The organism is Marivirga sp. (genome assembly GCF_024636815.1).
Taxonomy (GTDB): domain Bacteria; phylum Bacteroidota; class Bacteroidia; order Cytophagales; family Cyclobacteriaceae; genus Marivirga.
This window is the reverse complement of record NZ_JAGXGF010000189.1, coordinates 1-18358: the sequence shown is the minus strand read 5'-3', so window position 1 is coordinate 18358 and position 18358 is coordinate 1. Positions and strand designations below refer to the sequence as shown.

The following is an 18358-nucleotide window of genomic DNA, read 5'->3' as shown; positions in this document are numbered from 1 at the left end:
TTGGTAGCCTTAATGCAAAGCACCGAATTGATGAGAGTTCCTGATGAACATGAGCAATTTGTAATGAAATTCAGCAAGACCTTAAGCCTGGAAAAAATAGCTCAAATGAATGAAATCCTCAATAAAGCAATCTATTATTTAGAAAGAAATGCCAGTGCCAAAATGACTTTACTTAATGTTTCATTACAATTATCTGCTATTTTAAGACGGAAAGCCTAAGGCTTTTTTTCTTTTAACCACAGAGATACACAGAGAATATCGCAAAGTACACTGAGCAGAAGCCCTATTTAAATTGAAACAATTCTTAATCATAAATAAAAAAACAGTTCTCTTTGTGTAACTCAGTGTAAAACTCTGTGAACATTGTGGTTAAAAAAAAGAGGTTTATAAATCAGTAAACCATGCCGAAGATCTGATACAATTCTTGGTCTTTACCCCTAATTTCCGAAACCACTCTTAAACCGTTTTCGGTTTCTTCTATCTTCACTAAACCGTAATTTAGCTCATTTACTAACTTTCCAATTCTATGTTGATTGGGCTCTTGTGGGGCATTTTCCCATACATGAGTTAATCCACTTGAAGTTACATCAATTAATGGATAGTTTAAACCTTCTACTTGCATGCTTGAAATTTCTGCTATATGCCTATCCCCACTTAAAAACAAGGTTCCTTCAGGCTGCTTTTCTTGTACCAAATCAAATAGTCTTTGCCTTTCCTGTGGGAAGTTTGCCCATTTCTCATAATCATGATCTTCAGGTATAAATTGAATTCCGCTAGCAATTATAAATAAAGAAACCTTCTCATCGGACAGCTGATCTTCCAACCAAGCCCACTGCTCCTCTCCTAATATTGCTCCCTCTTCATTTTTTTGATATACTCTATTAATACGCTCTAAATCATCTCTATGATATCTCGCATCCAACAATATCACTTTGATCGTATGAGATTTCCAGTTCAAGTCATATGAAGAATAAACACCTTTTCTATCTCTTCTTTTATCATCCTCAGAAACATCAAAGAAATCCAAGAATAACCCTTGACTCTCTTCTTTGTATGGGTATTCTTTTCCAGCATCATTTTTACCATAATCATGATCATCCCATACACCTATTACAGGCATCTCAGATCTTAATTTTTTGTAGTCTTCTTGATTTTTTTGTACTTCATATTTCTCTTCTAAGACTTGCATATCATCTGTATCACCATAAATATTATCTCCCAGAAACATAAATAAATCTGGATTATGGTTCATGATGGGTTGCCATAAAGGCTGTTCTAAATTTTGGCGATTGCAAGAACCAAATGCTAAGGTCAAAGTCTCTTTATCCTCAAATTCAAAGATCTGATCTTGAGCAAAAAGGGAAGAAAAAGTTAATGTAATGAGTATTGGTAGAAGTATTAGCTTTCGCATAATTATAGTGCGTTTATTTTTTGTCAGATTGCTAATTTATAAGATTAATAAAATAAAACCTTTCTAATAAGATTAAGTTTTTGATAATTTGAAGAAAGGGGGTTAAGAATAGCTTTATACTTTTATAAAATTGAAGGTTAAAAATCTTGTAAATCAAAACCTGACAGGTTTTAAGTGCATATAAGATAGACTATAATTAAGGAGCTACTATTTTAAATAACATATTGATTCTTTCTGAATCATAAAGATTTAAGGCTTGCTGTAATCTTCTGGATGCCAATCTGTAATCGTTATTCTCAATAGCTATCAAGCCTTGGTTAAAGAATTGCAAAGCACTTAATTGTCTTAAGCTTATTTCTTTATAAATGGTCTTAGAATTTGCTTGACCATATACTAAATTACCAATAGCTTCATTTTGATTCAGTTGAGAAGAATTAACATCAGGTAAAAAATCTGCTTTAAATTCTTTTACTTCTTCTGCATTATATACAAATCCATTTCGAGGATCAGTAGTTTCCAATATAAATTCTTGATTATTCACTTTAGCAATAATGAAAACATGATAATCAGTTTCAATTATACTATGCTCAATATCAAAATATTTCAACAAAACAGAATAGGTGATACTTGCGGAAACACAATCATAACTTCCCGACTCCAACAAATTAATAAATGTTGTCCCCTTATTGTATTCCTTTAAAAGCTTTTGGTGTGTTTTATAAAAAAGATATTCCAAAAAATATTCGGCATCAGTACCAGCCTTTCTTTCCAATTTTCTTACCAAACTATTCCACTGAATATGATTCTCAAATTTTTCAACGGAAGATATGAAAGCAATATCATTCAATAATTCTTCATTCTTCGGATTAAAATTCTGAGCATTCACTGTAGAAGGAAGGCTCAAAATCATTATTATCAAACCGAAAAGGATGACTTTTAAATAGTTTCGATATGGTGTTAAGACTAGTTTCAATATTAACGAATTGTTAACATATAACGATTAAGCATTACATAAAGTTAACAATTAATTAATAAAAATAATAAAAAGGTAATATAAAAGATGAAATTAAATCTTTTTAAGCTACTGGCTGTTAGTTTTTTATACTGGCCCTTAACCAATTTCTATAAATCATTCACATGCTTAAGGTAATAATCTGCTTGTGTTAACAACTCTTCTTTTTCATCATTAGATTTCTTATCCCACGTTCTGTACATCATGGCAACACGCTGATTTTTTTCTAGCTTATCACGATGTGTGTTATAGAAATTCCAGTACAGACTATTAAATGGACAGGCCTTATCACCCGTTTTCTTTTTATGGTCATAATGGCAATTAGAACAGTAATTGCTCATTTTATGCATATAATTAGCACTGGAGAGATAAGGCTTTGAACCTACAATCACCATCTGCAAATTGACTCATACCTCGTGTGTTGGTTATCTCTACCCACTCAATGGCATCTATATAAATTCCCAGATACCATTTATTGACTTCATCTGGATCGGTCATATTAATTAAAGCAAAATCCCCTGTTACCATCAAGCGCTGAATGTGATGAGCATAAGCTTCCGATTAGGATTGTTTGATGGATTTCTCCAAGCACTTCATTTTGGTTTCACCTGTCCAGTAAAAATCAGGAAGTTTTCTTTCGTGTTCGAAGTAATTTTTTGTTGCATATTCAGGCATTTTCGCCCAGTAAATCCCACGCATATATTCACGCCAGCCAATTACTTGCCTAATGTAACCTTCCACCTAGGCTATATTGATTTTATCTTTGTCCTCTTCCCAGGCTTCAATAATCTTTTCTACCAACTCTTTTAGGCTAATCAATTTAGAATTTAATGCAAATGAAATTCTGGAATGGAACAAAAATTTCTCCTCCGTATGCATAGCATCTTGGTAAGTACCAAAATAAGGTAGTAATTCTCTGCAAAAATAGCGAGCAAATTGCAAAGCCTGCTTTCTATTAATCGGCCAGTGAAAATTATCTTTATCAATACTTCCAATAGTCTTTATTTTAGCACTTTCGATATCTTCTACTACTTCAGAAACATCGGTTTTATAGCTTTAAGCCGGTGGAATGGGAACTTCTCCTTTATACTTATTCCGGTTATCATGATCAAAATTCCATTTTTCCCCCACAGGATCTTTTCCATTCATGAGAATATCATAATCTTTTCTCATTTTCCTGTAGAAGTTCTCCATCAGGAATTGTTTTTTACCTTTAAAAAACTCTGCTATATCATTTCTTTGGGTGAGAAAATGTTCTGTATCGATTGCATTAGTAGAAATAGAAATCTCTTCGCATAGTTCTTTCAACTGCTCGTCTATCTAACCTATATTCATCGGGCAACAAATATTCAAAATGCTTAAAACTATGCTCACTGATAAGATTCTTAATATTTTTTGGTAAAGACTGCTCATTATTAGCATCATTTATTCTTAAATAGATGAAATCATGACCTTTACTTTTCATCTCATCTGAAAATGCTCTCATCGCAGAAAAAAAAGCAGTTACTTTTTGAATGTGATGGGTAACATAGTCGGTTTCCTGACGCATTTCCATCATCACATAAACCACATCTTTATTCACCTCTGAAAACCAGAAATGTCTTTCATTTAGTTGATCACCTAAAATTAGCCGTAAGGTCTTTTCAATAATTTCTATTTAAATATCAACTTCATGATTTAGTAATTGTTAATAAAAGAGATGCAATAATTGTAATAAAGAAAGATTAATGGAATTAATCCTAAAATATTAATTGAATACCACACCTTATTCTTTTCCTATCGTTATTATTTATAAATTTACTTAGTATAAAAGCAAGATTAAATTATGAAAAAGCTATTAATCATCCTAGGAAGCATAATCGCACTTTTTGTTTTGACCATCGTTTTAGTCCCTATTCTATTTAAAGATAGAATAGTTTCTGCGGTTCAGACAGAAATCGATAAATCCATTAATGCACAGGTAAATTTCGACCCTTCTAAAATTGACATCTCTTTGTTATCAGATTTTCCTAATCTGACCTTAGGTGTTCGGGATTTTTCTATCACAGGAAATGACACTTTTGAAGGTGATACCTTATTTGCTGCAAAGGATTTTTCAGTTGAAATGGACATAGTTGCCATTATTAAAGGAGATCCATTAAATATTAAAGGTATTATGTTGGATCAACCTCTAATTAATATTTTGGTATTAGAAGACGGCTCCGCAAATTATGACATCACCTACCCTTCTGAAGATGCCGAAGAAGAAACCACATCAGATGAAGAGATAAAACTTGGAATTGACCATTGGGAAATCATAAATGGCAGAATCAATTATTATGATCAAATGAGTGATGTGGCGATTTCTCTTATAGGTGTAAATCATGAGGGAAATGGCGATTTTACCCAGACTGTATTTGATATGCAGACACAAACTACAGCAGAAGATTTTTCTTTTGCCTATGATGGTGATGTATATGTGGCCCATAAAACTCTAAAAGCTGATTTGTTTTTGGGAATGGATTTAGACAGCATGAAATTTACTTTTAAAGATGCTAAAGCAACATTGAATGAGTTTCATTTAAATTTTGATGGCTTTTTTGCCATGCCTACCGATGATTATGAAATGGACATCAACTTTGCTACCACTGATACTGAATTCAAAAATATTCTATCATTAGTGCCCGGTATGTATGCTGATGGTTTTGAAGATCTAGAAACCAAGGGTGAATTTGATTTTTCAGGATTTGTAAAAGGAATTTATAACGAAACAAGCATGCCTGGTTTTGCAGTAGATTTGGTGGTGAGAGATGCTTTTGTGAAATCTCCGGATGTTCCGCTTCCAGTTGAAAAAATCGCAATGGAAATGCATGCCGAATCCAAATCGGGCGATATGTCAGATGGGTTTCTGGAAGTAAAAGATTTCGGATTGACTATTGACAAAGACCGATTTACTGCCAAGGCAAAGGTTAATAATTTTGATTCTCCAAGCTGGGATTTAAGCATGCAAGGCGCCCTTAATTTAGATATTATCTCTTCAATTGAACCTTCTCAAGATTTCAAAATGGGTGGAATTATCAATGCTAATATAAATTCTAAGGGTTCTTATGCAGATGTGGAAAATGAGGATTACTCCAAACTGCAAACCACAGGCGATCTTAAAATGCAAAACTTTTCTTATGCCGAGAAAGGTGCTCCAGATTTTATCATATCAAATGCTGTTATGGATTTCAATCCTGAATCAATAAATCTAACCACACTAAAAGGAAACTATGGTAAAAGTGACTTCAGCTTAAATGGAAGCCTGAGCAACTACATCGCTTATGCCATTGACGACAGTGCGGTAATCAAAGGAAATATGAAATTGACTTCCACTCTATTGGATATTAATGAAATGATGGGAGTATCAGAAGAAGATGAAACTTCTGAAGATACTACCGCCATGGAAGTAGTTGTAATTCCAAAAGACATTGATTTCATCTTTGATGCTACAGCACAAACAATCACTTACGATAATTTCATAATGAAAAATGCGGTAGGTCAAATAAAAGTGAAAGACGGAATCTTGACGCTTGATCCTCTGAAAGTGGATATGCTGGATGGTTATATTAAAATGACAGGTCTATATAATAGCCAAGATGAATATGATCCTAAATTTGATTTCCGATTGGACGTTTCAAATTTGAGTATCCCGGAAACATATAAAAATGTGATAACTGTGCAAAAGTTTGTACCGATCGCTCAAAAAATGGAGGGTAAATTCAGCACAGATTTTTCAATAAACGGATTATTAACACAAGAGATGATGCCAGACTTTTCTACCTTATCCGGTAGTGGGGTTATCAATATTGTGAATGCCGCAGTAAAAGACTCTAAAGTAATCAAAGGGGTTACTTCTCTTTCAAAATTAGATAATACCAATGAAGTAGTGCTTGATGATGTAAGGGTACAGGCTGAAATTAATGATGGAAGATTGAGCGTAGAACCATTTGATGTAAAGATGGGGAAATATAAAGCCACTATTGACGGCAGCACCGGTTTGGAAGGAGATCTTGCTTATAATTTACAATTAAATGTTCCAACCGGAAGCATCGGTCAAGCAGCCAATTCTGCTATATCTGATTTATTAGGTAGTAATGTAAATGCCGTTGGTAATTCTGTAAATCTTAACTTCAATATCAGAGGTACCTATGATGACCCAAAAATTGGATTAGGAAAAACAACAACCGAAGGAGGAAGTTCTATTACGTCATCTGTGAAAGATCAACTAAGTGATAAAATAGATGAAGGCAAAAAACTACTGAAAGACTCAGCAGAGGCTACAATTCAAATAGCAAAAGACAGTGCAAAATCAGAAGCGGAAAGATTGAAAAAGAAAGCTGAAGAAGAGGCCAGAAAGAAAGCTGAGGAAGAAAAAGAAAAGCTGAAAGACAAAGCCAAAAATAAGTTGAAAGACATGTTTGGAGATGGGCGATGATTTGGTTGGTGTTCTGAAATTTTAATAAAATTATAAAATATGAAACCACTTTTATATGTAGGGATTTTTGTATCCCTACTTTTATTGTATGCTTGTTATGGCTCTCAACATACAGAAAGTAAAAATGAGCAAAATATATCACTCAAAATAAAAGATTCAGTTAGTGTTGATATTTTCGCTGACCCTTTGCTTGCGGGAGTAAGCAAAAGAGGATATAGAATTTTGTTTCTTAATTGGGCATCAGAGGAATATATCACAATCAATAGAGAGGGTGAAATTTTAGGGAGATTTTCTAAAAATGAAGATGTGCCTGATAATCCTGGTTTTCTATTCCGTTTGCCTGGATTAAGAAATTCCAAAGAAGTTGTATTATACGGAATGAACGGAATTTTTTATTTTGATATAAAAGGGAAATTAATTCGAAAGCAAAAAAGTCCAGCGCCTAGTAATGCTGGAATAATGGCAGGCTTAATTGGAAGGAACATCAAATTCACCCAAGCCAATGGAGAGGAGTTTATGCTATTCAACACTCTAAGAAATTTTGACAGCTATCCTGGAGAGGAAGAATATTATGAAAAATTCAAAGGCATTGAATTAGTGCAAATAGGTAAAGACATTTCCTATAATTTAGGTCAAATTCCTGATAGCAGTATTTTTCGAGCTGGAAAAGCTTACTTTTCTTCTGATTATGATCCTGTTGCCCATCTTGAAAACCAGAAATTTTATTTAGCTTTTGCTGGTGAGCCAATCTTATACCAATATTCACTAAATGCTGATTTTAGCCTCTCGCCTGATACGGCAATAAATTTAGATGTTAAAATGCATTTGCCCATAGAAGGCTTTCCATTGAATGAATTCAATAAAGGGAGTGTTACATTTCGAGGTGACATCTCAGCCATTAGACAAATTGAAATTTTAGGTAAAAATATTATAATAAATTATAGTCCAGGAATCCCACAAGAAGAAGTTGAAGAGGTTAAAGAGCAGTATCCTGATGATTTTCAATTAGGCTATAGAAAACTGAGGGAAAAATACCATTCTCAGATTTTAATTCTTGACAAAATAACCCATCAGCAATTGGCAAATCTTAAATTTCCTGAAAATGCTTCTACTGAAGGCTTTATTGTGAATGATGAAGGCTTATGGTTTCAAAGAAAGGAGAACTTTGAAAAAGAGGAGGATTTTGTAAGGTTCTATTTATATAGGTTAGTGAAATATTAATTATCAGGTATTAAAAAAACAAAACTATATACTGAATAACGATTGGACGGTAAAAAACCGTCAACCCGCAGGCAGGTATCAAAAACCCATTTTCTCATACCATGCATAGACCTTCTTCAAGCCTTCTTTGAACCTAACTTGTGGTTTATAGCCTAAAAGATTTTCTATTTTAGAAATGTCTGCTTTGGAGTGCTTTACATCACCTGGTCTTTCAGGCCCATAGCTGGGATCTAGATTATTGCCACTGATATCTTTCAACAAGCCTATCATATCATTCAAACTCATCTGATCGCCACAAGCTACATTATAGATCTGATTTAAGGCTTCTTTATTTTCAGTAAAAAGCGCTAAATCATTCGCATGAACAGCATTTTCCACAAATGTGAAATCTCTGCTGGTTTCTCCATCTCCATTGATGGTTGGCTCATTACCATGAATATAAGCTTTACAGAAAATAGGAATTACAGCTGCATAAGGATTATCAGGATTTTGTCTCGGGCCGAAAATATTAAAATAGCGAAGCCCAACAAAATTCAATCCGTAGGTCTTTTGGAATACTTCAGCATAAAGCTCAACAGCATATTTGGTTACTGCATAAGGACTTAATGGTTTTCCAATAATATCTTCCTGTTTTGGTAAATTTGGGCTGTCTCCATAGGTACTGGAAGAACAAGCCAACACCACTCTATCAATGTTATTCTGAACTGCTGCATACAAAATATTCACTGTCCCGTCTATATTGACTTTAGTGCTTTGCATGGGGTTTTCAATAGATCTTGGAACAGAACCTAAGGCTGCTTGATGACTGATTAGATCAAAGCCTTTGGTGAGTTCCAGCATTTTATCATAATCGCAAATATCTTCTTGGAAAAACTCAAACTTCGGATGATTTTCAAATTCTTCGATATTGCTATAGTATCCGTTAGAGAGATTATCAATTACCCTTACCTTTTCAACTCTATCATCATTCAAGTATTTTTCAACTAAATTTGAACCAATGAATCCTGCTCCTCCTGTAATTATGATTTTCTTTTGCGACATGCTGTAATAAGATTATGTGAGTGCAAAGATAAGAACTATGTTCATTTAGGCTTAGAAATGAGTGTTAAACTTTAACTATTGAAAAAATAACTTGGAGCTTACTCCTCCACGAACTCTTGCCACTCTCTGAAAGCATCTTCTTTCATCACTTTGGCCATTTTCACTTGACCTCCTTTATGTTTATTGGTATCATTCCATTCTAAAAATTTATCAGCTGAAATTAAGCTTACTTTCACGTCTTTCAATGCTTTGTCTCTTGCTACCTTGTAATTCTTATTACTGTTTTTCAAATGCTCATCCAGATGCTCACGGATAGCTTCCTCATCAAGACTATCTTTAACTTCATCCAATCCTAAATACCAATGATGAATATATTCTTCATTTTCTTTCACTGCCGCAACTGTGAATTCTTTAATATTTAAAGAAAAATTCTCATTAAGGCTTTCAATGGCATCATCCATTTTATTAACTGAAAGTTGTGAACCTACCACATTCAAAAAGAATTTTGTTCTTCCGGTAATTTTGATTTCTGTTTTTGAAACATCTGTGAATTTAATAGTATCGCCTATCATATAACGCCATGCTCCACTGACTGTGGAAATCAATAAAATATATTCTTTACCTTCTTCTACTTTGGAAATACCTACTGCCTTCTTTTCAGGATTAATTTTCCCTGATTCTAAAACACTATCTTCTTCAAAAGGCACAAATTCAAAATAAACCCCATTATCGCATAACAATTGCATAGCATCTGTATCAGGTCGGGTTTGGGTAGCTAAATAACCTTCTGATGCCAGATAGGTATCAATATACTGAACAGGTTTACTAAATAATTTCTCAAAACTCTTTTTATAAGGATCCAACGCCACTCCACCTGAGGTGTAAACAGTCAGGTTCGGCCAAATATCATGAATTGAATCTACATTATGATATTCTATTACTCTTTGCAACATCAGCTCTATCCAGGAAGGAATACCTGAAATTGTCCCGATATCCCAATTTTTTGCTTCCTTAGCAATAGCTTCTACTCTATCATCCCAGTCGTCAATACTGCTGATTTCCTCTCCTGGCTTGTAAAAATTGCGAAACCAATTAGGAATATTCGAAGCACTAATTCCACTGATTTCTCCTTCTAAATGACCATCAATTTTATCTAAATTAGTACTGGAGCCTAACATTAAAATTTGCTTTTTGAAAAAGCTTTCAGGTAAGTCTTTAAAATTAGAAAGACTTAATACTTGCCGAATACCTGCATTTCTAATGCTTTCTAACATATCATCTGTAACAGGAATATGCTTGCTATGTCCGGTTGTGCCTGAGCTAACTGCGAAATGCCTCACTTTGCCAGGCCAACAGATATCCTCTTTTCCTTCTAATGATTTTTTCCACCAAAACTCCATATCATCATAGTCATGATAGGGAACTTCTTCAGTAAATTTTTTAGCAAAATCTTTTTCCTTTAATAGGAGTTCAAATCCGTAATATTTTCCAAAAGCAGTATCTTCTGCTTTGTTAAGCAGCTCTTTTAAGGTTTCTTGTTGAGCCTCTATGGGCGAATCATGAGTTTTTATTCTGCTACCAACTTCAATTGCTGCCTTTATAATATTACTGATGATTTCCATGAAAATATTTTAAGTGAAAAATTAATATGTAGAAGTAATACTTCTTCTTTTAACCAAAATATTTCTCAAGGGTTGCGGCAACCCCATCTTCTTTACCGGGCAGCGTAATCTCATCCGCTATCTTTTTCACTTCGTCTTTTGCATTTCCAACTGCTACTCCACAGCCAACCGCCTTCAACATTTCGATATCATTATAATTATCTCCAAAAGCAATGACATCTTTCATATCAATCTTAAGCTCATTTTGCAGTAATTTATTTAGAGCACTTGCCTTGGAAATTTGTAAAGGTGCAATCTCTAAATAAGTATCTTTTGATCTGTAAAGATGCAAAGGAGCATCCATGGAATACAATTCTGCAACCAAATTATCAATCAATTTAGGTTCGCCCATACACATAATTTTATGAGCGCCATTTTCCTGAGATTTCCAGCTTTCCATTAAATCTAACCCTGAGAAAATGGAAGCTTGAACTTTAGTATTATTGATTTCTCTTTTGGTCCATTGATCATCATAGGGGGCAAACCAATCATCATCCAAATAAAAGCCAGCATGCAAATTTTTGTTATGGCTCCATTTGGCAATGAACTCACAAAGAGAAAAAGGAATTTTCACTGAATCCAAAACTCTAACCCCTCCTCTTTGCGAAATAATATAGCCTCCATTATAGCAAATCAGAGGTTGATCTGCTATATCCAAAGTCTCTTGCAAATGTCGCATAGCAGCAGGCATTCGGCTAGAAGCCAAAATCACTGACACATCATCTTTAATACTTTTAATGATGTCAATGGTTCTTTTCGATAAATTCCTTTCCGGATTTAAAAGGGTTCCGTCAATATCTGTACAAATTGCCTTGAACATATCTCTGCGCTTAATTCATTAGGAACGCAAAACTACTATTTTTGAATCGGTTCAAAACAATCCGCCAGCTTATTTATCATGCCAATGTCCATGTTCGGATGACCAAACTTTACCGGGAGGTGCTTCGCCCGGTGGTTGTGCTACCGGACCGCTTTGTGAATTTCTGTTTTGTGATGGGCTTTGTTGCGCATTATAGTAAACAGAAAATCCTGCTATCGCAACAATAACCACCATAATGGCAATATATAAGAGGTTTTTATTGTTGTTAATGCCGGATGATGCTGCACCCATATGGCAATTTTTATATTTCTTTCCGCTACCACAATGACACGGATCATTTCTTCCTATTTCCTTCTTCATAAGAATTACTATTTATTCTGAATTTAATTTACGAAAAATTTAGAAAAGTTACTGAGTTATTAGGCTTTTCATTAAACTTCATTTTATAAAAAATTGATTGACATAGTAGTTTTGATTAGCTTAAGATGGAAAACCAGCAGACCGATAAAATAGGAATGGCTATTCACAGTAGTAGGGAGTTATACAAAATAGCGATTAGACGGTTCCAACCGTTAAACCACACAACAGAAATGTCTGACCTATACAAAGTATTTTTTTGATAGGATTTTTATTAAAACCAAGCATTGAAATCACAAATAGATCAAATGCTATAGATTTCCTTTTGAACCAAAAGCATCCGATCGATTATTATGAGCAGCATTCCAGTAGCAGTTAAGCGGATTAACGCCTTTAAAGCGCTACATAATTTATAAGGTTTCTATGCGTATTCCCTACCCCCTTTTATGGAAATTAAAAAAGGGCTTTACGTAAATCACCTAATCACAATTTCAGCATTGCGCTAATGTATACAGACAATATTATAGTGACATTTGAGTATAATTTAAAACAGAAAGCCATGAAAACGTATCCTAACATCCTTAAGCCAGTTAAACAATATGTTCTTATAGGTATAATCGTATTGATCACCTTATTTGGTTTAACTTTAAAAGCAAATGCTCAAAGCACATTGTTAAAAAATGATGTAGATAAGATCAATAATTCAATGGTAGTGCAGCTTGCTAATTCTGATTTTGATATCATTATCCCTAAAGTGAGCACTGAAGATTTACAGACTTTAGAGGATGCCGCTTTTAATCAAATGGTTTATGTAGCAGATGGTGCGACTGGATACTATTTCTTTATGGGAACTAAATGGGAGAAGCAAAAAGTAAGTGAAGTATTTGAATTGATTGATATGAATTTAGCCATTCAACAACCGGATACCGAGAGCTTGATAATAATAGCAGGAGAGGAAAGTTCCAATGCTTTACTTGACTATAACCTACATGTTAAAAAGATATACCAAGATTTTGGATTTGATATTAAGAACAATGACTTGGCAATAAATATACAGTAAGTTCAGTCTTACGGTGTTAAAATCAGTAGTTTAAAAAAGGCAATGTTTTGAAAAGCATTGCCTTTTTTCTTGTTGTTATTGTTTTATAAATTTTTCGCTATGCATCAAGTGAGAGTTATTGACTATTAATGAGTGGCATAAATACTTCACAGAAATTTATTTACCTTTTGAAAACCAGTGATTAAAGAGTGTAAAACCGTAACAAATTATTTCACTTTTTTCAACTACCTCCAATTAATAACCTGAATTTCGTTTTCTTCCCTTTGCTTCATGTGTTCAGGAAGATGATCGACTATTTCTTTTTGCAAGGCTTCAATAATCCTTCTTTTCAAGAAATCTCTTTTCATTACTAAGCTGACTTCTCGGAAAGGTGTAGGCTTTTTGAAAATTCTAAGCTTTTTGGCGTCTGCCGCAGACAAATCAAAAGTAGCTAATTCTGGCAAAAGTGTTACTCCTCCTTGCTTATCCACCATTCTCTTTAAAGCCTCTAAAGAACCGCTTTGATAGTTCAATACGTTATCGAAATTCCTGTTTTGGCAAATATTCAGCACTTGCTCTCTAAAACAATGGCCTTCATTGAGCAACCAAAGCTCGCTATTTTCTAAATCCTTACCAGAAATGGGTTTATCAGCCGGTTCCAAGTCAGTTTTATGAGCATAACCTAAAAATTTCTCATAATAAATGGGGATTTCCCTGAAGGCACTATCATTTAGAGGGCCCACCACTATGCCCACATCGATAGCTTCAGATTTAATTTTCGCTAAAGTGTCTTCGGTTAATAATTCCTGCACTTGAATATGAATAGAAGGGTATTTATTCATGAAACTTTTGGCAAATAGTGGCAACAGATAGGGCGCAATTGTAGGAATAACGCCTATTTTCAAAGTACCCGAAACTTCCAGTTTCTGGTCTTCTATGATCTCCTCCATTTTTTTAGCCTCGTTCACTACCTTTCGAGCCTGTTCTAAAATCATGGCACCTAATTCGGTTGGAACAACAGGCTGTCTGCTTCTATCAAAAATCTTGACCCCCAGATTGTCCTCCAATTGATTGATTTGCATACTAAGGGTAGGCTGAGTAATAAAGCAGTTCTCAGCGGCTTTCCCAAAGTGGCGATAGGTATCCAGTGCAATGATATATTCGAGTTGAGAAATGGTGGCCTTCATTGATTCAGGGAATTTTTAAAGCTTAAAACAATTATGATTGCAATTTAAAGATTTGCAGCAAAATATTAGCTTTATTATTTAGAATTAATCCAATTATGATTAAATTTGCCCTCGAAATATTAAAAACACAAATAAAATGAGAAATATAATTTTAACGCTTTTAGCGATAAGCATGCTGTGGTCTTGCTCTCAAAGCTCTTCCAATAAAGAAGGCGAATCAGCCAGTGAAGAAAGCAAAGAAGTAAATGTTTATACTCATAGACACTATGAATCTGATCAGAAACTTTTCAAAGATTTTGAGGAGAAAACTGGCATTAAAGTAAATGTAGTGAGCGCCAATGCCGATGAGTTAATTCAAAAAATGACATTAGAAGGAGAAAATTCTCCAGCTGATGTTTTAATAACAGTAGATGCGGGTAGATTACACCGAGCAAAAGAAGGTGATCTATTACAATCAGTTGAATCTGAAATCTTAAACAACACAATCTCTTCAAATTTAAGAGATGTAGATAATCAATGGTTTGGTTTGACAATCAGAGGTCGGGTAATCGTTTATAATCCTGAAAAAATCAGCCCTGAGAACATCTCAACTTATGAGTCTTTGGCTAATCCTGAAATAGAAGGAAGATTATTAATACGCTCTTCTTCCAACATCTACAATCAATCATTATTGGCTTCGATCATTGCCAACAATGGAGAAGAAGCTGCTTCTGCCTGGGCAAATTCTATAGTGGAAAATATGGCTAGAGATCCAAAAGGTGGCGATAGAGATCAAATTAAAGCAGTTTACGCAGGAGAAGGTGATGTTGCAGTTTCTAACACATACTACTTGGGGAAAATGTTAAATTCTTCAAGTGAAGAAGAAGTGAAAGTTGCAGAGGCGGTTAAAATTCTATTCCCTAATCAGGACGGAAGAGGTACTCACATCAACGTTAGTGGGGCGGGTGTTGCAAAGCATGCACCAAACAAAGAAAATGCAGTTAAATTTATCGAGTTTTTAGTTTCTGAAGAAGCTCAAAAAGTATTTGCAGGTGTAAATTATGAGTATCCAGTTAATGAAAAAGTGGAATGGGCTCCAACTTTAAAAGAGTGGGGAGATTTCAAAAGAGATACTTTAAATCTTTCTGTATTAGGTGAAAATAATGATTTAGCAGTAAAAATATTTGACAGAGCGGGTTGGAAATAATTTGTGAGTAAGCTAAAGTCAATTTTAAAATTTAAAAAGTATGCCAATGGTTGGTCCTTTGCATTAATTGCATTGGTGCTGATTATTGGCTTACCTATTTATACCCTTTTCTTTAAGCTTTTTGACGAAACTACAGACAGTGTTTGGGGTCATCTAGTTGATACCGTACTGACTGATTACATTCTCAATTCAATCGGTTTGGTGATAGTCGTCAGCATACTCACCCTGCTCATGGGGGTTGCCTCTGCATGGATTGTCAGTACCTGTAGAATTCCATTCCGAAGACAATTCGAATGGATGCTAATCCTACCTCTAGCCATCCCCACCTATATAGCTGCTTACACCTATGCAGGCATTTTCGATTATACTGGTCCTATTCAGGTATTCCTCAGAGATATTGGATTTTCGGATTTAGTATATATTGATATTATGAATTTTTGGGGAGTAGCTGTGGTGATGTCGCTGGTTTTATTCCCTTATGTTTATGTAGTAGCTCGGTCCACCTTTATGAGCCAATCGGCTACTTTACTGGAAGCCTCAAGAATTCTAGGCAGTTCTTCATGGAGAACATTTTTTAGAATTGCATTGCCCATCAGCCGACCGGCTATAATTGGAGGACTTTCCTTAGTGATGATGGAAGTACTGAATGACTATGGCGCAGTAAAATATTATGGCATCAGCACTTTTACAACTGGTATTTTCAGAGCCTGGTTCTCTTTTGGTGACCCAAATTCAGCTATTAACCTATCCGGGATTTTGATGGGCTTCATTTTCATCATGATAATGACGGAAAGATTGCAAAGAGGAAAAGTGAAATTTGATGAAGGCGCCAGAATTGGCAGGCAACTGAAAAGATATCAACTAAAAGGATGGAAAAAGTTTTTCGCCTGGATGGTTTGCTTTATTCCACTATTCTTAGGTTTTATTGCCCCCGTTTTTCAATTAATTTTATGGTCATTCCAAACCATAAAGAAAATTATTGACTTCGATTTTCTGATTTTGATGGCCAATAGCTTTGGACTTGCGCTATTGGCAGCTGTTTTATGTGTGGGCTTTTCAGTGATAATTTTATTCGCAGTGAAAGTAAATAAGAATAGATTTTTTAATCTACTCGCAAAATTTGCAGCTTTAGGCTATTCAATTCCCGGTGCAGTGATTGCCATTGGCATCATGATCCCATTATTGGGATTAGATAAATTTTTAATCGACACATGGGAAGGAAGTTTCAATATGAAAATAGGTTTGATCTTTAGCAGTACAATCTTCGCACTTACCTTCGCTTATGTTGTCCGCTTTTTAACGGTTTCTTTAAACCCAATTGAGGCTGCTTTCAAGAAAACTGGTGACAGCATAGACGAAGCTTCCTATTCTTTGGGTGCAGGCTCCTTCAAAACTCTTTTAAAAGTAAATTTACCCTTAATAAAAAGTGCATTGATATCAGGCGGAATTTTGGTTTTCGTGGATATTTTGAAAGAATTACCGCTTACCTTAATTTTACGACCCTTTAATTTTCATACTTTAGCAACCAAAGCTTACGAATTGGCAAGTGATGAAATGATAGCCGAATCGGCAACACCTTCGCTTATCATTATCGTTATTGGAACGATACCTATTATTATTTTAAACCGCTTAATGAAATCAACAAAAGCTGATGGAAGTATTATCAATTAAAAATTTACATAAAAGATTTGGTAAAAAGCTTCAATACGCGGTTAATAATGCTAGTCTGACCGTAAATAAAGGCGAATTATTAGCTTTAGTTGGAGAAAGCGGTAGTGGTAAAACTACTTTACTACGCTTAATTGCCGGTTTTGAAGAAGCCGATGCAGGACAAATTTTAATAAATGGAGATAAAGTAGTAGACGACAATTTCAGTATGAAGCCTGAAAAAAGAAAAATCGGAATGGTTTTTCAGGATTATGCATTATTTCCACATTTAACCGTAGCAGAAAACATAAAATTTGGTTTATCCAAAAGTCAATTTCCTAATTTGAATGATCGAGTAAGAGAAATAACCGACATGGTGGGCTTGAGCAGTTATGAAAACAGATATCCACATCATTTGTCAGGTGGCCAACAGCAAAGAGTGGCCTTGGCCAGAGCATTAGCACCTAATCCGGGCTTAATCTTATTAGATGAGCCTTTTAGTAATTTGGATGCTGTATTGAAAGATCAGGTTAGAGAAGAAGTCAGAAGTATCATTAAAAAAGCTGGAGCCACTGCCTTATTTGTTACGCACGATATGCGCGATGCACTTTCATCAGCAGACAGAATAGCCATTTTAAAAGATGGAAAAATCCAGCAAGTCGGAACTCCAAGAGAATTATACGAAACTCCTAAAAACCTATATGTGGCTAGCTTCTTTGGGAAAATAAATGCCATGAATGCCACGGCAGAAAATGGTACTTATAAATTGAAAGCCGGAGAAATTAAGGGAGCAAAAACCGATAAAACGGGGCAAATTTTAATCGCTATCAGACCTGAAAACATTGAAATTCTTACTGAAGAACAAGAAGGAGCTTTTCCTGCTAAGGTAGTACTTGCGCAATATTTTGGGGACCATCAGCAAGTTCATGCCGATATAGGTGCAGAAACCCATGTGGTCATTCACGCCCACGAAAAAATACTTTTTGATAAAGAAGATAATATATTTCTGAGATTCAATCCTTCTAAAATTCATGTTTTGGATACTTGTTGGTATCCTGGTTTGGTGAGTTAAAACTTGTTTTGCACACGTTTTGCTACGCAACGCGCGCCAGGTATTAATCACTAACGGGTAAGCTAGCGCTGAAATTAACTAAAATGAAAAAGCTTCTCAGGTAGTACTTATTAACCTGAGTTCGACTCTAATTTGTAAATTCAGATTTTCATATAATTCAATAGACAAGGCGTCTTTGAGAAGATATAGCGGGCTATATCGAGGGAAGATAACGCAGTATATTGGATTATATGGAAAAGCTTTTCCTA

General features: G+C 34.7%; 19 protein-coding genes and 1 pseudogene. 7 read left to right on the top strand and 13 right to left on the bottom strand.

All coding sequences use genetic code 11. From position 1 onward, the window contains the following. Positions 1–219: pseudogene (locus tag Q0L29_RS13745) on the top strand (DNA polymerase III subunit delta); the annotation flags it as partial. 172 nt (positions 220–391) lie between these two features. Here Q0L29_RS13745 and Q0L29_RS13740 read toward each other — a convergent pair. From Q0L29_RS13740 to Q0L29_RS17580, 8 genes are all read right to left on the bottom strand, one after another. Then, positions 392–1411: an alkaline phosphatase D family protein gene (locus Q0L29_RS13740; protein ID WP_296622554.1), complete on the bottom strand. Its 1020-nt coding sequence runs from the start codon at positions 1409–1411 to the stop codon at positions 392–394. Positions 1412–1607: 196 nt separating this feature from the next. Continuing rightward, entirely contained in the window at positions 1608–2321 is a 714-nt protein-coding gene (locus tag Q0L29_RS13735; RefSeq protein ID WP_296622552.1) for a hypothetical protein, read from the bottom strand. A 212-nt stretch (positions 2322–2533) separates the two neighbouring features. Further along, positions 2534–2764, bottom strand: a complete 231-nt coding sequence (locus Q0L29_RS17605; RefSeq protein WP_367275796.1) for a hypothetical protein — start codon at positions 2762–2764, stop codon at positions 2534–2536. 13 nt (positions 2765–2777) lie between these two features. Beyond that, the gene (locus Q0L29_RS17600) at positions 2778–2954 is read right to left on the bottom strand and encodes a hypothetical protein (RefSeq protein ID WP_367275795.1); all 177 of its coding nucleotides are present in this window, start codon (positions 2952–2954) and stop codon (positions 2778–2780) included. 30 nt (positions 2955–2984) lie between these two features. Further along, complete coding sequence (locus tag Q0L29_RS17595; RefSeq protein WP_367275794.1) at positions 2985–3164, bottom strand: hypothetical protein; 180 nt, start codon at positions 3162–3164, stop codon at positions 2985–2987. After that, entirely contained in the window at positions 3165–3365 is a 201-nt protein-coding gene (locus tag Q0L29_RS17590; RefSeq protein WP_367275793.1) for a hypothetical protein, read from the bottom strand. 114 nt (positions 3366–3479) lie between these two features. Further along, positions 3480–3731, bottom strand: coding sequence for a cryptochrome/photolyase family protein (locus Q0L29_RS17585; protein WP_367275792.1), 252 nt, complete (start codon positions 3729–3731; stop codon positions 3480–3482). Continuing rightward, positions 3694–4005 (bottom strand): cryptochrome/photolyase family protein, encoded by a 312-nt coding sequence (locus tag Q0L29_RS17580; protein ID WP_367275791.1) that lies wholly within the window; start codon positions 4003–4005, stop codon positions 3694–3696. Before Q0L29_RS17580 ends, Q0L29_RS17585 begins: the two co-directional genes overlap by 38 nt. 243 nt (positions 4006–4248) lie before the next feature. On the opposite strand from Q0L29_RS17580, the gene Q0L29_RS13725 reads away from it, so the two are divergent. Next, positions 4249–6879, top strand: coding sequence for an AsmA-like C-terminal region-containing protein (locus Q0L29_RS13725; protein WP_296622549.1), 2631 nt, complete (start codon positions 4249–4251; stop codon positions 6877–6879). A gap of 39 nt (positions 6880–6918) precedes the next feature. Further along, positions 6919–8100 (top strand): hypothetical protein, encoded by a 1182-nt coding sequence (locus tag Q0L29_RS13720; RefSeq protein WP_296622548.1) that lies wholly within the window; start codon positions 6919–6921, stop codon positions 8098–8100. A 78-nt stretch (positions 8101–8178) separates the two neighbouring features. On the opposite strand, the gene Q0L29_RS13715 is transcribed toward Q0L29_RS13720, so the two are convergent. From Q0L29_RS13715 to Q0L29_RS13700, 4 genes are all read right to left on the bottom strand, one after another. Continuing rightward, the gene (locus Q0L29_RS13715; RefSeq protein ID WP_296622545.1) at positions 8179–9141 is read right to left on the bottom strand and encodes an SDR family oxidoreductase; all 963 of its coding nucleotides are present in this window, start codon (positions 9139–9141) and stop codon (positions 8179–8181) included. Positions 9142–9239: 98 nt separating this feature from the next. Then, positions 9240–10763: a GH3 auxin-responsive promoter family protein gene (locus Q0L29_RS13710; RefSeq protein ID WP_296622543.1), complete on the bottom strand. Its 1524-nt coding sequence runs from the start codon at positions 10761–10763 to the stop codon at positions 9240–9242. Between the two features lie 49 nt (positions 10764–10812). Continuing rightward, positions 10813–11622, bottom strand: coding sequence for a Cof-type HAD-IIB family hydrolase (locus Q0L29_RS13705; protein ID WP_296622541.1), 810 nt, complete (start codon positions 11620–11622; stop codon positions 10813–10815). A 69-nt stretch (positions 11623–11691) separates the two neighbouring features. After that, positions 11692–11982, bottom strand: coding sequence for an SEC-C metal-binding domain-containing protein (locus Q0L29_RS13700; RefSeq protein ID WP_296622540.1), 291 nt, complete (start codon positions 11980–11982; stop codon positions 11692–11694). 556 nt (positions 11983–12538) lie between these two features. Here Q0L29_RS13700 and Q0L29_RS13695 point away from each other — a divergent pair. Further along, positions 12539–13039: a hypothetical protein gene (locus Q0L29_RS13695; protein ID WP_296622539.1), complete on the top strand. Its 501-nt coding sequence runs from the start codon at positions 12539–12541 to the stop codon at positions 13037–13039. Positions 13040–13263: 224 nt separating this feature from the next. Here the strand turns inward: Q0L29_RS13695 and Q0L29_RS13690 are convergent, their stop codons facing one another. After that, complete coding sequence (locus Q0L29_RS13690) at positions 13264–14205, bottom strand: hydrogen peroxide-inducible genes activator (protein ID WP_296622537.1); 942 nt, start codon at positions 14203–14205, stop codon at positions 13264–13266. 136 nt (positions 14206–14341) lie between these two features. On the opposite strand from Q0L29_RS13690, the gene Q0L29_RS13685 reads away from it, so the two are divergent. Genes Q0L29_RS13685 through Q0L29_RS13675 form a run of 3 tightly spaced genes read left to right on the top strand, consistent with a single transcriptional unit; the run spans position 14342 to position 18110 of the window. Continuing rightward, positions 14342–15391, top strand: coding sequence for a Fe(3+) ABC transporter substrate-binding protein (locus Q0L29_RS13685; protein WP_296622535.1), 1050 nt, complete (start codon positions 14342–14344; stop codon positions 15389–15391). A 3-nt stretch (positions 15392–15394) separates the two neighbouring features. Continuing rightward, positions 15395–17062, top strand: coding sequence for an iron ABC transporter permease (locus Q0L29_RS13680; protein ID WP_296622533.1), 1668 nt, complete (start codon positions 15395–15397; stop codon positions 17060–17062). Next, positions 17043–18110 (top strand): ABC transporter ATP-binding protein, encoded by a 1068-nt coding sequence (locus Q0L29_RS13675; protein WP_296622532.1) that lies wholly within the window; start codon positions 17043–17045, stop codon positions 18108–18110. Before Q0L29_RS13680 ends, Q0L29_RS13675 begins: the two co-directional genes overlap by 20 nt. Positions 18111–18358: the final 248 nt, after the last annotated feature.

What these genes read in the sequence shown, in the direction of transcription:
- Q0L29_RS13740 (WP_296622554.1), bottom strand. Translation starts at nt 1,411, where the DNA reads ATGCGAAAGCTAATACTTCTACCAATACTCATTACATTAACTTTTTCT.
- Q0L29_RS13735 (WP_296622552.1), bottom strand. Translation starts at nt 2,321, where the DNA reads ATGATTTTGAGCCTTCCTTCTACAGTGAATGCTCAGAATTTTAATCCG.
- Q0L29_RS17605 (WP_367275796.1), bottom strand. Translation starts at nt 2,764, where the DNA reads ATGAGCAATTACTGTTCTAATTGCCATTATGACCATAAAAAGAAAACG.
- Q0L29_RS13725 (WP_296622549.1), top strand. Translation starts at nt 4,249, where the DNA reads ATGAAAAAGCTATTAATCATCCTAGGAAGCATAATCGCACTTTTTGTT.
- Q0L29_RS13720 (WP_296622548.1), top strand. Translation starts at nt 6,919, where the DNA reads ATGAAACCACTTTTATATGTAGGGATTTTTGTATCCCTACTTTTATTG.
- Q0L29_RS13715 (WP_296622545.1), bottom strand. Translation starts at nt 9,141, where the DNA reads ATGTCGCAAAAGAAAATCATAATTACAGGAGGAGCAGGATTCATTGGT.
- Q0L29_RS13710 (WP_296622543.1), bottom strand. Translation starts at nt 10,763, where the DNA reads ATGGAAATCATCAGTAATATTATAAAGGCAGCAATTGAAGTTGGTAGC.
- Q0L29_RS13705 (WP_296622541.1), bottom strand. Translation starts at nt 11,622, where the DNA reads ATGTTCAAGGCAATTTGTACAGATATTGACGGAACCCTTTTAAATCCG.
- Q0L29_RS13700 (WP_296622540.1), bottom strand. Translation starts at nt 11,982, where the DNA reads ATGAAGAAGGAAATAGGAAGAAATGATCCGTGTCATTGTGGTAGCGGA.
- Q0L29_RS13695 (WP_296622539.1), top strand. Translation starts at nt 12,539, where the DNA reads ATGAAAACGTATCCTAACATCCTTAAGCCAGTTAAACAATATGTTCTT.
- Q0L29_RS13690 (WP_296622537.1), bottom strand. Translation starts at nt 14,205, where the DNA reads ATGAAGGCCACCATTTCTCAACTCGAATATATCATTGCACTGGATACC.
- Q0L29_RS13685 (WP_296622535.1), top strand. Translation starts at nt 14,342, where the DNA reads ATGAGAAATATAATTTTAACGCTTTTAGCGATAAGCATGCTGTGGTCT.
- Q0L29_RS13675 (WP_296622532.1), top strand. Translation starts at nt 17,043, where the DNA reads ATGGAAGTATTATCAATTAAAAATTTACATAAAAGATTTGGTAAAAAG.